The sequence below is a fragment of the Clostridium polynesiense genome (genome assembly GCF_000820705.1).
GTDB classification, from domain to species: Bacteria; Bacillota; Clostridia; order Clostridiales; family Clostridiaceae; genus Clostridium_AA; species Clostridium_AA polynesiense.
In genome coordinates, this window is the sequence record NZ_CCXI01000011.1 from 1 (window position 1) to 14008 (window position 14008).

Annotated in this window: 14 protein-coding genes, 1 pseudogene and 1 riboswitch; of the genes and pseudogenes, 14 read left to right on the forward strand and 1 reads right to left on the reverse strand. The window is 35.4% G+C overall.

What is annotated here, in order from left to right:
• The 4 genes and pseudogenes from TA89_RS01615 to TA89_RS01630 all read left to right on the forward strand — a co-directional run.
• Positions 1 to 319, forward strand: a pseudogene (locus tag TA89_RS01615) (hypothetical protein); the annotation flags it as partial.
• Positions 320 to 500: 181 nt separating this feature from the next.
• Positions 501 to 1358 (forward strand): Cof-type HAD-IIB family hydrolase, encoded by an 858-nt coding sequence (locus TA89_RS01620; RefSeq protein WP_040210341.1) that lies wholly within the window; start codon positions 501 to 503, stop codon positions 1356 to 1358.
• A 103-nt stretch (positions 1359 to 1461) separates the two neighbouring features.
• Entirely contained in the window at positions 1462 to 1929 is a 468-nt protein-coding gene (gene trmL, locus TA89_RS01625; protein ID WP_040210342.1) for a tRNA (uridine(34)/cytosine(34)/5-carboxymethylaminomethyluridine(34)-2'-O)-methyltransferase TrmL, read from the forward strand.
• Positions 1930 to 1945: 16 nt separating this feature from the next.
• Entirely contained in the window at positions 1946 to 2779 is an 834-nt protein-coding gene (locus TA89_RS01630) for a DegV family protein (protein WP_040210343.1), read from the forward strand.
• Between the two features lie 30 nt (positions 2780 to 2809).
• On the opposite strand, the gene TA89_RS17555 is transcribed toward TA89_RS01630, so the two are convergent.
• Positions 2810 to 3673, reverse strand: a complete 864-nt coding sequence (locus tag TA89_RS17555; RefSeq protein ID WP_052447264.1) for a CAP domain-containing protein — start codon at positions 3671 to 3673, stop codon at positions 2810 to 2812.
• 192 nt (positions 3674 to 3865) lie between these two features.
• Positions 3866 to 3964, forward strand: a riboswitch (glycine riboswitch).
• A 172-nt stretch (positions 3965 to 4136) separates the two neighbouring features.
• Here TA89_RS17555 and TA89_RS01640 point away from each other — a divergent pair.
• The 10 genes from TA89_RS01640 to TA89_RS01690 all read left to right on the forward strand — a co-directional run.
• Positions 4137 to 4514 (forward strand): GrdX family protein, encoded by a 378-nt coding sequence (locus tag TA89_RS01640; RefSeq protein ID WP_040210344.1) that lies wholly within the window; start codon positions 4137 to 4139, stop codon positions 4512 to 4514.
• 76 nt (positions 4515 to 4590) lie between these two features.
• Positions 4591 to 5544 (forward strand): thioredoxin-disulfide reductase, encoded by a 954-nt coding sequence (trxB, locus tag TA89_RS01645; protein ID WP_052447265.1) that lies wholly within the window; start codon positions 4591 to 4593, stop codon positions 5542 to 5544.
• Between the two features lie 45 nt (positions 5545 to 5589).
• Positions 5590 to 5922 carry a thioredoxin family protein gene (locus TA89_RS01650; protein ID WP_040210345.1) on the forward strand — a complete coding sequence of 111 codons (333 nt, stop codon included), beginning with the start codon at positions 5590 to 5592 and terminating at the stop codon, positions 5920 to 5922.
• A gap of 32 nt (positions 5923 to 5954) precedes the next feature.
• The gene (locus TA89_RS01655) at positions 5955 to 7241 is read left to right on the forward strand and encodes a glycine/sarcosine/betaine reductase component B subunit (RefSeq protein ID WP_040210346.1); all 1287 of its coding nucleotides are present in this window, start codon (positions 5955 to 5957) and stop codon (positions 7239 to 7241) included.
• A gap of 18 nt (positions 7242 to 7259) precedes the next feature.
• On the forward strand, positions 7260 to 7724 hold the full coding sequence (grdA, locus tag TA89_RS01660) for a glycine/sarcosine/betaine reductase complex selenoprotein A (RefSeq protein ID WP_082023803.1): 465 nt from the start codon (positions 7260 to 7262) through the stop codon (positions 7722 to 7724).
• Between the two features lie 21 nt (positions 7725 to 7745).
• Complete coding sequence (gene grdB / locus TA89_RS01665) at positions 7746 to 9047, forward strand: glycine reductase complex selenoprotein B (RefSeq protein WP_082023804.1); 1302 nt, start codon at positions 7746 to 7748, stop codon at positions 9045 to 9047.
• Between the two features lie 174 nt (positions 9048 to 9221).
• Positions 9222 to 10757 carry a glycine/sarcosine/betaine reductase complex component C subunit beta gene (grdC, locus tag TA89_RS01675; RefSeq protein ID WP_040210350.1) on the forward strand — a complete coding sequence of 512 codons (1536 nt, stop codon included), beginning with the start codon at positions 9222 to 9224 and terminating at the stop codon, positions 10755 to 10757.
• 14 nt (positions 10758 to 10771) lie between these two features.
• Positions 10772 to 11932 carry a glycine/sarcosine/betaine reductase complex component C subunit alpha gene (gene grdD / locus TA89_RS01680; RefSeq protein WP_040210351.1) on the forward strand — a complete coding sequence of 387 codons (1161 nt, stop codon included), beginning with the start codon at positions 10772 to 10774 and terminating at the stop codon, positions 11930 to 11932.
• 386 nt (positions 11933 to 12318) lie between these two features.
• Positions 12319 to 13410: a BMP family lipoprotein gene (locus tag TA89_RS01685; protein WP_082023805.1), complete on the forward strand. Its 1092-nt coding sequence runs from the start codon at positions 12319 to 12321 to the stop codon at positions 13408 to 13410.
• 69 nt (positions 13411 to 13479) lie between these two features.
• A partial coding sequence (locus tag TA89_RS01690; protein WP_040210352.1) for an ATP-binding cassette domain-containing protein occupies positions 13480 to 14008 on the forward strand: 529 nt, incomplete at its 3' end.

Genomic DNA, 14008 nt, shown 5'->3' on the forward strand with positions numbered 1-14008 from the left:
ATATAATAGATATAAATACTATAAGATAATTAGAAGTAGAAGCATACTACCCTTGTATAAACATGCTTTAAAAAGAATTAAGCTTTTAGGATACAAAAAAAGTTTGTGGAATACCGATAGAGAATTTGTTAAAGCTATTAATAATGAAAGCTTAAAAAGAACTATGGAGGAATTGGTGGAATTTGTATATGAAGAATATTACGGTGGACTGATAAATGACTCAGATAAGAGGATTTTGGAGCAAAAACTTGAGGAATCAATTAAGATTTCCTATAAAAATAATATAAAGTATTATATTTATAGGTTTATATTATATTAAAAAGATATCAATATAATAATATAAAAGATGATATTTAAGCATTGCTCTGCAATGCTTAAATATTTATACTTTTATATCTTTGTTCTTATTTATTTAACTTTATTTTTAAAGATAAATAATATTATTTGATATAATATAATATGGAATTATATAAAAATAATTTTACAAAGGAGCTATAAGAATGAAATACAAATTAATATGTACCGATATGGACGGTACACTTTTTAATAGTAATAAAGAGATAAGTGAAAGAACAAAAGAGGCTATAAAAAAGGCTCATCAGCTAGGAGTGAAAATTGTACTCGCTACCGGTAGGATATATAATTTTGCTGCTTTATATGCGGATACCTTAGGGATTGAGGCACCTGTAATCTCCGCCAACGGTGCATTTGTAAGGAGCAAAAACCATAAAGATGTAATATATAAAAAGGTTATCGGACTTGAAAATAACATGAAAATACTAGCAATTTTTAATAAATACGGTATAGTGCCTCATTATTATACTCCTGATTCAGCTTTTTCAGGAGAACTGGTACAGGCAGCTAAAGTATACATGGAAAGAAATAAACTGGTACCTGAAGAGTTAAGGGTAAATGTTAATATTATAAAAGGTCAGGACAGCTGGGAAAAAGTATTTAAAGAGCATGACGAAGAGATATTGAAATGTATAGGAATGGATGATGATCTAGAAAAGGTTCTGAAGGCTAAAGAGGAGCTGAAGAAAATTGATGGTATTGAAGTTTCAAGCTCCTTTATAAATAATATAGAAATTAACGGTAGAGAAGTAACTAAGGGAAGAGCAGTGGAAATAACCGCTGCATTATATGATATAGACAGGGAAGAAATAATATGCATTGGAGATAATGAAAATGACCTTTCTATGATTGAATACGCAGGACTTGGAGTGGCTATGGGGAATGCAGAAGAACATGTAAAGCAGAAAGCCGATTATGTCACAGATACAAACGATGAAGATGGGGTTGCCAAAGTTATTGAGAAGTTTGTTATAAATGAGCATATTAATGGAAACAATAGATAAATAATACTAGTTTAATTCAACATTCTTATTTTGACTAAAATATATTATTATTGTAGTATATTTAAGTAAAGAATTTTATCTTACTTAGGGTGGAGGTATATTTGTGAATTTAAATATAGTATTATTTCAGCCGGAGATTCCACAAAACACTGGAAATATTGCAAGAACATGCGTACTGACTAACTCTAAGCTTCACCTTATAAAGCCTCTTGGATTTAGTCTTGATGAGAAGCATTTAAAAAGGGCAGGACTTGATTACTGGCAGTATTTAGATCTGGAGGTACATGAAAGCTACGAAGAGTTAAGAAGTAAGTATCCGGAAGGAGTCTTTTATCTTTCAACCACGCATGGAAGCAAATATTATGATGATGTAAAATATAATTCCGGAGACTTTATTATTTTTGGAAGAGAATCCTCAGGTTTACCTCAGTATATTAAAGATGAAAATGGTGAAAGATGCATTAGAGTACCAATGCTGCAAACAAGTACCCGTTCTCTTAATCTATCTAACACAGTAGCTATAGTAGCATACGAAGCTCTTCGGCAAAATGGGTTTCCAAATATGAAATAAGGGGGATTATCTTTAAATGACAAAAATTAAAATTATTACTGACAGCACTTGCGACTTAAATCAAGAGTTAATCAAAAAGTATGATATAGAGGTAATTCCTCTTATTATAAACATAGGGGATGAAAGCTACTTAGACGGAGTAGACATAGATATTAAAACGCTTCTACATAAAATGGATGTGGAAAACGCTTCTGCTTCCACTTCTCAAATAATACCAGGCAGATTTCATGAAGTGTATAAAAAATATGTAAGTGAAGGGTATAGTATCATATCCATACATCTTTCTTCAGAGATGAGCGGAACCTACCATTCAGCTTGCCTAGCAAAAGAAAGTTTTGAAAATGCTGATATTAATATCATAGATTCAAGAAATGTTACCAGCGGATTAGGATTACTGGTGCTTAAAGCAGCAAAATTAGCAGAGGAAGGCAAAACAGCAAAAGAAATTGTAAGTATTATAGAAGAATTAAAACCAAGAGTTAAAAGCCTATTGGGTTTTGAGAGCTTAGACAATTTAGTGCGGGGTGGAAGGTTGTCAAAAACAGCTGGAATAATAGGTTCTATGCTTGGAATAAAGGTTGTATTAGGTGTAGTAGATGGAAATATGGCTGTTAAAGAGAAGTTCAGAGGCAGTAAAAAAGCTATAAAGTACATAATAGAAAACTTTGAGAAAAGCGGATATATTCCAGGGGAACCTGTAATGCTCCTGAGCATAGAAAATAAAGATATATATGAGCCTCTGAAGCAGTATTTAGTAAGTAATAATATCGAATATATAGACAATCAAGTAGGATGTACAGTAGGAATACATTCAGGTCCTAAGGCCTGCGGAATTTTCTTTCTTTCATAAATAAAACAGCGGAACACTCCGCTGCTTTTTTTAATCTGTAAATATTTGTGCTGCATAGCTTTTTCCGTTATCTCCTGATACGATTCCAATCCCCATTTTGGTAAAACTATTATTTAATATATTAGCTCTGTGTCCTGAGGAATTCATCCAGCTGGATACTATTTTTTCCGCAGTAACAGAAGTCCTTAGGGCAGCAGAATTTGAGGCGCCCATCATCCATATATTTTCTCCTATGGTATTATAGCTGTGTCCAAAGCCTTTCACAACTTCCATAGGGGAGTTTGTATAAGGAGAATTATGGCTGAAATAGTTATATTGAAGCATCTCATTTGATTTATATCTGGAAGCCTGCCTGAGCTTATCATTAAACACAACGGGATTAAGACCTGCCTTTGCTCGCTCTGCATTAACAAGCTCAAGAACCCTATTTTCAACCTGCTCCATATAATCAAAGCTATATTTCATTGGAATGGCTGGAAGGGTGCCTGTAGCTATATTCACGTTATCTTTTGGAGGAGCTGGAGTTTCAGGTACTGCATTAATACCGGGGGTGTCGTTGGAGGCATTTCCCGCTGAGCTATCCGTACCTCCTGCAGAAGGTGAAGTCTGAGTACTACTGCCGGAATTAGGAGGCTTACCTGAGGATTTGGAGGGATCTTCTGTCTTGGTTCTTGGAGGTTTTACCTCAGGCTGTGCAACATTTTCATTTCTTTTTCCTGTAACCTCATTGGGAAGCTTTGAATTTTCATCAGCTGGAGGCGATTCAGGAAGAGGGGCTTCACTGCTGTAATTGCCCGTATTATCCTGATTAGGATCAGTTATATTCACTCTGTTCCTGCTGCTGCATGAAGTTAAAAACGTCATTATAATTATTAAATAAATAATCTTATTCATAATAATCACCCTGCCTTTAATAGATTGATGTAAAAAAATGCATTTTTCATTTTTATTTATTTAATTAACTATATTTTTAGTTTTTCCAATGGGATGTATTTATATTTATAATAGTTAAAAATATAATAAAGTTATAGATATTTTTAAAAACATAGTATATAATTATAAATGAAAGTTTTGAAAATGTGATGGATGATATTCTCGGGAGAGAACCTTTAAGGGTGGCCGAAGGAATAAGTAATATCTGCCAAATATTATGAATCTCTCAGGCGAAAGTACCGTGAATTGACATAACTCTGGAAAGCATAGCACCGAAGGAGTAAATCTCTCAGGTTAAAAGACAGAGCATAGGCGCTAGCCTTGCTTTGTCTTTTTTTCATGAAAAGATAACGGTTTCATAGTTAAGTTTTCCATGAAAGAAAAAAATCATTAAAAAAGAATAATTTTAAATAACGGAGGAAAAATGATAGAGAAATTCTTCATTATAACCAATAATCCGCTGTGCCGGGATTCTTTTAAGGATTCCTATAAAGTAAATTACTTAGAAGGCACTGTGTCGGAAGTTTTCAGCGCAGCCAGGGATTATATCCATAAAGGACATATTCTTTTAACTCATCCGCTTTTAAGCAGCATTAAGCCTAATGAAACTCCTTATCGCTCAATACTTATATCTCAGGCTTCCAAGCCTGGAGTAGATATGAACTCATTAGAAATAATGGAGAGTTCAATACATACATTAGAAAAATTTCTTAGGGATTTTAAAACTCCAAAGTGGAATGAAAGGATATTAGAGGATTTTCAATTCATCGACTACGATTTAACATTAAATGCAATAAGATAACTCAAGTCCTATTTGTTATAAAATTAACAAATTCTGCGACTTTTTAATATTAATAATATATTTAGGAGGGGAATTTATGTCTCATATTTATGACACAATAATAATAGGTGGTGGACCTGCAGGATTATCAGCTGGATTATATGCTGCCAGATCAAAAATGGATACGCTTCTTATAGAAAAAGGAAAATTTGGAGGACAGACAGCAACTACAGCTGAATTGGAAAACTATCCAGGATCTATAGAGGAATGTACCGGACCAGGGCTGATTGAAAGAATGAGGAAGCAGGCTGAAGAATTCGGAACATCCTTTGTAAAAGACGAAATAGTTGAAGTTGAACTGGAAGGTACAACTAAAGTTGTTAAAGGAATAAAAGAAACATACAAAGCAAAAACTATAATAATAGCTACAGGAGCATATCCAAGACTTGCCGGCTTCAAAAATGAAATGGAGCTGAGAGGAAGAGGCGTTTCCTATTGTGCTACCTGTGATGCAGACTTCTTTACTGAGCTTGATGTTGCAGTTATAGGCGGAGGAGATTCTGCATTAGATGAAGCTATTTATCTAACTAAATTTGCTGAAAGTGTAACTATAATACATAGGAGAGATCAGTTCAGAGCTGCTAAGTCAATTGTTGAAAAAGCTTTAGCTAATCCAAAGATAAAGGTTATATATGACTCCATAGTGCTTGAAGCTAAAGGTGACGAAATACTTGAAGGGTTAGTTCTCAAAAATGTTAAAACAGAAGAAATAAGCGATTTGACAGTGGATGGCTGCTTCGTGTTTGTAGGATATCTTCCAATAACAGAGATATTTAAAGGTAAGATAAAATTAACTGAAAGAGGAGATATAATTACAGACGAGGAAATGAGATGCTCGGTTCCTGGAGTATTTGCTGCAGGAGATGTAAGGGAGAAATCCTTAAGACAGGTTATAACCGCAGCAGCTGATGGTGCTATTGCAGCAACTACCGCTGAAAAGTATATTGAGGCAAATGCCAGTCTTTATACTGAAGAATTAGTTTTAAGCTAACAAATTTATAACAATATAAAATCATTAAGAAAGGATGGGATAAAAATGTTAGAACTGAATAAAGATAACTTTGAATCAGAAGTATTAAATTATTCAGAAAAGCCTGTATTTGTTGACTTCTGGGGTGACAAATGTGAAATCTGTAAAGATTTAATGCCTGGAGTTCATGAGCTAGAAAACAAATATGGAGATAAGATTAAGTTTGCCAGCCTGAATATCAGCAGCGCAAGAAGGTTAGCTATAGGACAGAAGGTTTTAGGACTTCCAACTATGATAATCTACAAAAACGGCGAAAGAGCAAAAGTAATAACTCCTGATAAAATAAGCAACCTGGCAGATGTTGAAAGCTTCATTAAAGAAGAATATGACAATCTATAATTCCAAAATAAAATGTTAAAAGGGGTGGGACCTTGAAACTTGAATTAGGATACATTTATATTAAAGACATTCAGTTTGGAGACTCTACAAGAGTAGAAAACGGAGTTCTTTATGTAAATAAAGAAGAGCTATTAAAAGAAGTTTCCGGAGATGAAAGAATAAAAAGCATAGACTTTGATATTGCAAGACCCGGAGATGAAACAAGAATTATTCCTGTAAAGGACGTTATTGAACCTAGAGTAAAGGTAAATGGCAAGGGAGGAATATTCCCAGGTTTTATAAGCAAAGTAGATACAGTAGGTTCAGGCAGAACGCATGTACTTAAAGGTGCTGCTGTCGTTACAACAGGAAGCATAGTAGGTTTCCAGGAAGGTATCATTGACATGAGCGGAGAAGGAGCAAAATACACTCCATTCTCAAAGAACTTTAATTTAGTTGTTATCTGCGAGCCTGTTGATGGAATATTAAAGCATGACCATGAAGAAGCTGTAAGAATGATTGGCTTTAAGGCTGCTGCTTATCTGGGAAAAGCAGGAGCAAAGGTAGAACCTGATGATGTTAAAGCTTATGAGACATTACCTCTTTTAAAGCAGGTTGAAATGTATCCTGAGCTTCCAAAGGTAGTATATGTATATATGCTTCAAACTCAGGGCTTACTCCACGACACTTATGTTTATGGAGTAGATGCTAAGAAGATAATACCTACCTTCATATACCCTACAGAAGTTTTTGACGGTGCTATTGTAAGCGGAAACTGTGTTTCTGCCTGCGACAAAAACCCAAGCTACGTTCATATGAATCATCCTGTAATAGAGGATCTTTATGAAAGACATGGTAAGGACATAAACTTCTTAGGTTGTGTAATTACAAACGAAAACGTATATCTTGCCGATAAGGAAAGAAGCTCAAACATGACTGCTAAATTAGTAGAATTCTTAGGAGCTGATGCGGTAATCATATCAGAGGAAGGCTTTGGTAACCCTGATGCTGACCTTGTTATGAACTGTAATAAAATAAGCGAAAAAGGCATTAAAACAGTTTTAATCACTGATGAATATGCCGGACAGGATGGAAGTTCACAATCCTTAGCAGACTCCACACCTAAAGGTGATGCTGTAGTTACTGGAGGTAATGCTAATGAAGTAATAACCCTTCCACCGATGAAGAAAGTAATAGGACATCCAGACGCAGCTAATATAATAGCCGGCGGATATGTTGGAAGCTTGAGAGAAGATGGCTCTATAAATGCTGAAATACAGGTTATAACCGGTGCTACATCAGAAGTTGGCTTTAACTATATCACTGCAAAAGGATTCTAATATATAGGAGGTAAATTTATGTTACAGAATAAAAAAGTAATAGCTATAGGAGATAGAGATGGAATACCAGGACCAGCTATCGAAGAATGTGTAAAAAGTGCTGGTGCAGAGGTAGTATTTGCATCTACAGAATGCTTTGTTTGAACCGCCGCTGGCGCAATGGATCTGGAGATCCAACAAAGAGTAAAAGACCTAACTGAAAAATATGGTCCAGAAAATCTAATAGTTGTTTTAGGCGGAGCAGAAGCAGAAGCTTCAGGACTTTCTGCTGAAACAGTAGCTGCTGGAGACCCAACTTTTGCAGGTCCTTTAGCAGGAGTTGAACTTGGATTAGGAGTTTATCATGTAGTTGAACCTGAAATTAAGGATGAATGTGATGCTGCTGTATACGACGAGCAATGCGGAATGATGGAAATGGTGCTTGATGTTGATGCCATCATAGAAGAAGTAAAAGCAATAAGAGATCAATACTCAAAATACTAAACCCAAAAGGGGGGATAGGCTTTGTTAAAGGTAGTACATTATATTAATCAATTTTATGCTGGTATAGGTGGAGAAGAAAAAGCAGACCACAAACCAGAATTAAGAGAGGGCTTCGTAGGTCCTGGAATGGGATTAAACGGACTGTTAAAAGGCGAAGCTGAAATAGTAGCAACTATAATATGCGGAGACTCATATTTCAACGAGAATATGGATGAAGCAAAAGAAGAAATATTAAATTATGTAAAACAGTACAATCCAGATTTATTTATAGCAGGACCTGCATTTAATGCTGGAAGATATGGAGTTGCCTGCGGTGCCATAGCAAAAGAGGTTGAAGAAAAATTAAACATACCTGTACTTACAGCTATGTATACTGAAAACCCTGGCGTTGATCTATATAAAAAGAGTCTTTATATAGTTGAAACAAAAAACAGCGCAGCAGGAATGAGAGCTGCTCTTCCAGTAATGGCAAAGTTAGCTTTAAAAATTGCAAAGGGTGAAGAAATACTTTCACCGGAAGAAGAAGGATACATTGAAAGAGGAATTAGAAAGAACTACTTTGCATCAGAAAGAGGTTCTAAGCGTGCAGTAGATATGCTTGTTAAAAAATTAAAAGGCGAAGAATTCAAAACTGAATTCAAAATGCCTGTTTTTGACAGAATTGAAGCTAATGCACCAATAGTTGACATGAAAAAAGCAAAGATTGCTCTTGTAACTTCCGGTGGTATAGTTCCTAAACACAATCCTGATCACATAGAATCCTCCAGTGCTTCGAAATATGGAGAATACAGCATAGAAGGAGTTCAGGAATTAACTGAAGCTACCTATGAAACAGCACATGGCGGTTATGACCCAACATATGCTAACACAGATCCAAACAGAGTACTTCCTGTAGATGTTTTAAGAGCTATGGAAAAAGAGGGAAAAATAGGATCACTTCATAACTTATTCTATTCTACAGTAGGTAACGGTACTGCAGTTGCTTCCTCAAAGAAGTTTGGAGCAGAGATAGGTGAAAAGTTGAAAAATGCCGGAGTGGACGCAGTAATTTTAACGTCTACTTGAGGAACCTGTACACGTTGCGGAGCAACGCTAGTTAAAGAAATTGAAAGAGCTGGTTTACCAGTAGTTCATATGTGTACAGTAACACCTATATCCTTGACAGTTGGAGCTAACAGAATACTTCCAACAGTAGCTATTCCACACCCATTGGGAAATCCGGCACTTTCTCATGAAGAGGAATATGAATTAAGATACAAATTGGTTGACAGAGCTTTAAAAGCTTTAGAGACTGAAGTTGAAGGACAAAAAATATTTGAATAATTAATTTTTAAACACGGAAACTTACAAAAATACTATGGGTACAAGGAAGGGAACTTTACAATTAAACCCTTACAAGGTGCTTTCCGTATTTTTGTAAATCCGTGTTTAATAAAGTTATAAGAATGTTTGTATAATTAAAATGTAAAATTATTAAAGTGATATGGAGGTTTTACAATGAATTTTCCTGTTATTAAAAAAGCATCTTATATACTTGTTAATACTCCTGATATGATACTGCATAATGGAACAACCCTTACAGCTGAAAGGGAAAGCAATCCGGATTCAGAGTTGTTAACTAAGGTACCAGAAAATTTAAGAAGCTTCGAAGATGTTGTGGCTTATGCTCCAAACCAAACTTACATAGGCAACACGACACCTGAACAATTATCTGAAAGACCAAGACCATGGCATGGCGAAAAGGTTGAAGGTGCTGACAGATTTGGTGAGTTCGGTGAAATAATGCCTCAGGATGAATTTTACGGTCTTATGAAGGTATCTGATGTTTTTGACTTAGTACTATTGGAAGCAGGATTTACTGAAGAAGTAAGAGGAAAGTTCGCTGCACATCCAATATTAAATAAAAAGGCTGATGCTCTTAAGGCCGGAGTTGATATTGAAGAAATAAACAAGCTTATTGGAAATGGTGTTGCTGAAGGACTATATATAAATGGCAAGGTTGTAGGCTGCGTTAAAAGAGCTCATGAATTTGATAAAAATCTTTCTTCTCACATAATAGTTGAAAACCTAGCTGTTAAAGCATCAGGAGTTTTAGCTTTAATGCATTTAGTAAATAACAGCGATGTAAAAGCAGAAGAAATTGATTATATAATTGAATGTTCTGAAGAAGCTATCGGAGATATGAACCAAAGAGGCGGAGGAAATATAGCTAAATCTTTAGGTGAAGTTGCAGGATTAAAAGGAGCAACAGGTACAGATATGAGAGGTTTCTGTGCAGGTCCTACCCATGCACTTATAAATGCTGCCTCCTTAGTAAAATCAGGTATATTTAAAAATGTTGTTATAGTAGGCGGCGGTGCTACAGCTAAACTTGGAATGAACTCAAGAGATCACATCAAAAAAGGACTTCCGGTTTTAGAAGACTGCCTTGGAGGTTTTGCAGTACTCATAAGTGAAAATGACGGTGTTAATCCTGTTTTAAGAACAGATATAATAGGTAGACATACAATAGGCCATGGAGCTTCTCCACAGGCAGTTTTAGAAGCATTAGTTCTTGAACCTTTGGAAAAAGCAGGACTAAAAATTACAGATATTGATAAGTATGCTCCAGAAATGCAGACCCCTGATATTACTGAACCTGCAGGAGCGGGAGATGTTCCTACTCAAAATTACAAAATGATTGGAGCCCTTGCAGTAAAAAAAGCTCAATTAGATAGAAAAGAACTTCCTGAATTCGTTAAGAAGCACGGATATCCTGGATATGCACCTACTCAAGGACATATACCATCCGGTGTACCAATTATAGGACACGCAAGAAACAGAATAATGCAGGATGAAATGAATAACTTTATGGTTATAGGAAAAGGAAGTTTATTCTTAGGAAGAATGACAAATTTATTTGATGGTGTTTCAATTGTAGTTGAAAAGAACAGCGGTGTTAAAGAAGTTCAGCAGGAGATTTCCAGAGAAGAAATAAAGCAAATGGTAGCTGATTCAATGAAAGATTTTGCAGCTTACTTAATGAATAAGTAAGGAGCGTGAAAAAAATGGAAAAAGATGTACTTCAAAAAGTAATAGGTGAGGTATTTAACGAAATAGCTGACAACATTAAAGATGGAAGCTATGGAAAGAAAACAAAGATAGGCCTTACTATTTTAGGCTCAGAACATGGCGTAGATGTTATGGTAAAAGCTGCTGAAATAGCAAAAGCAAGATATCCTCAAATAGACATAATACTTATAGGACCTAGGGTAACGGAGGATTTTACAGTAGTTGAGGCTTCTGATGCAGAGGAAGGCCACAAGAAAATGGTAGAGCTTTTAAACAGCGGTGAAATTGATGGATGTGTAACCCAGCATTTTGAGTTCCCAATTGGAACATCTACCATGGGTAAAGTTGTTACTCCAGCTAAAGGTAATGAGATGATCATTGCCAGCACCACCGGTACCTCTGCAATAAACAGAGTAGAAGCTATGGTTTTAAACTCAATAGGCGGTTTGGCAGTGGCTAAAGCAAATGGTATTAAATCACCGAAACTTGGAATACTAAATATCGAAGGTGCAAGAAAGGTTGAAATAATACTTAACGAGCTGAAGGAAAATGGCTATGAAATAGAATTTTCAAGCTCTCAAAGAGCAGATGGAGGAGCTGTAATGAGGGGGAATGACCTCTTGATGGGTACTCCTGACGTTATGGTCTGCGACTCTCTAACAGGAAATCTTCTTATAAAAGTATTTTCCTCTTTCAGTACAGGAGGTAATTATGAAACTACAGGAGCGGGCTATGGACCTGGAGTAGGAGATGGCTACGATAAGGTTATAAATATAGTTTCCAGAGCATCCGGAGCTCCTCTTATAGCTGAAGCAATTAAATTCTGCTCTGAAAGTGCAAAGAATAATCTTCCTGCTTTAGTTAAAAAGGAATTCGAAGCTGCAAAATCCGCAGGACTTTCTTCTGTACTTGAAAAACATTTAAAGCCAAAGGCAGAGGTAAAAGAAGAAGAAGTGAAGATGCCTCCTAAAAAGGTTGTAACCTATTCCATAGCAGGTATTGATATACTTGAATTAGAAAATGCCTGCAGAACCTTATGGAAGGAAGACATTTATTCTGAAAGCGGAATGGGATGTACCGGTCCAATCATACTTGTTCCAGAAGAAGATGGGAAAAAAGCCGAGGATATCTTGGTAAAATCAGGTTATAAAGCTTAATTGAGTGAAATACTAACAAATTATCTGTTTACTAAGTTAAAATAATTTGTACTTTATTTCTATAATTAAGCATATATAATGAAATAAAGTAAATATTATTTCAAAAATATATAATAATAATTGTTAAATTGAAATAAAAAGTACAAAAATTTTACTCTTTAATTTTAAAAGATATTTAAAAAAGTTAACCCTTATGCTATAATTACTAAAGTAAATAATAAATGATAAAGTTTACAATTGATATTTCGTTCATTATTTTTTAAAATAATGAACGAAATATAGTGTTTTCTTTCATTTTTTTATTTATAATATATATAATGCCAAATATAATTATTATTAATTATATTAAATGGTACTTAAAGTTATATTTAGGAGGGGTTTATATTATGAAAAAAAGATTAGTTGCAGCTTTATCAGCTTTTGCTGTAGCAGCTACAGTACTTGCTGGTTGCGCTAAACCTGCGTCTGAGCCTCCAAAAACTGGTGGAACAGATACAGCAAAAAAACTTAAGGTTGGACTTGTAACTGACCAGGGCGGAGCTAATGATGGTTCCTTCAACGAGTCAGCTGACAGGGGAATAAAAAATGCTGCTAAAGAGCTTGGAATCGAAAGATTAAATCCAATCGAATCAAAGCAGCAGGAACAATATCAACCAAACCTTAAAACAATGGCTGGAACCGCTGATTTAGTAGTTGGGGCAGGATTTATGATGATGGAATCCATGAAGGAAATTTCAAAACAGGTTTCAGACAAGAAATTCTTAATAGTGGATGCTGTTGTTGAAAATCCAAACGTAGCTTCATTCTTATTCAAAGAGCATGAAGGTTCTTTCCTTGCTGGAGTTATGGCAGGAATGCTTACTAAAACCAACAAAATCGGTTTTATAGGCGGAAAAGAAGGAGACGTTATTGGAAGATTTGAATCAGGTTTTATAGCTGGTGTAGCTGCAACAAATCCTGAAGCAGCTAAAGGCTTAATGCCAAAGGATGCAAAATCCCATGGTCAATTTGTTAAATATATAGATGACTTCTCAGATCAAAGCAAGGCTAAAGAAGCAGCCAACATGCTTTATAACTCAGGAGCAGACATTATATTCCACGCTGCTGGCGGAGCCGGTGAAGGATTATTCAAAGCTGCTCAGGAAAAGAAACTTTGGGCTATAGGTGTTGACTCCGATCAGGCTATAACACTTCCAGCTTACAAAGACGTTTTATTATTCTCCATGATTAAAAAAGTTGACGCAGCAGTTCTTCAAGGTATAAAAGATCTTAAAGATAACAAGTTCCCAGGCGGAAAGCTTGTTAACTTAGGTATTAAAGAAGACGGTGTTGGTATATCCGAGACTGTACACGCAAATGTAACTGCTGAAGCAAAAGATTTAGCTAAAAAAGCTGAAGCTCAAATCAAGGAAGGTAAAATCGTAGTTCCAGGAACATTAGAAGAGTTATTAAAGTTCCAAGCTCCTGCTCTTAAATAATTGTAGGAAAAATGTTTAAGGCTAGATGTGAGAGCATCTAGCCTCTTCTATAACAGGAGGAGAGTAATAATGGAAAAAGTAATTGAAATGAAAAATATCACAAAAGTTTTTCCAGGTACTATAGCAAATGATGATGTAAATTTTGACCTGCAAAAAGGAGAGATTCACGTTCTTTTGGGAGAAAACGGAGCAGGTAAAACTACTCTCATGAACGTTTTATACGGTCTTTATCAGCAGGAAAAAGGGGAAATATATGTAAAAGGTCAGCTTGCAAATATTAAATCTCCTAAGGATGCTATTAAGCTTGGAATTGGTATGGTACATCAGCATTTTATGCTTGTGCACAATTTCACCGTTGCCCAAAACATGGTGCTGGGATATGAGACAAAAAAGGGTATAGTAATGGATATGAAGGTAGCAGAGGAAGATACCAAAAAGCTATCTGAAAAATATGGCTTTAATATAGATCCTAAAGCTGTTATTCAGGATATGACAGTTGGACAGCAGCAGAAGGTAGAAATATTAAAAGCTCTATATAGAGGCGCAGAAATACTCATACTGGATGAACCTACAGCGGTTCTGACACCTCAGGAAGTTA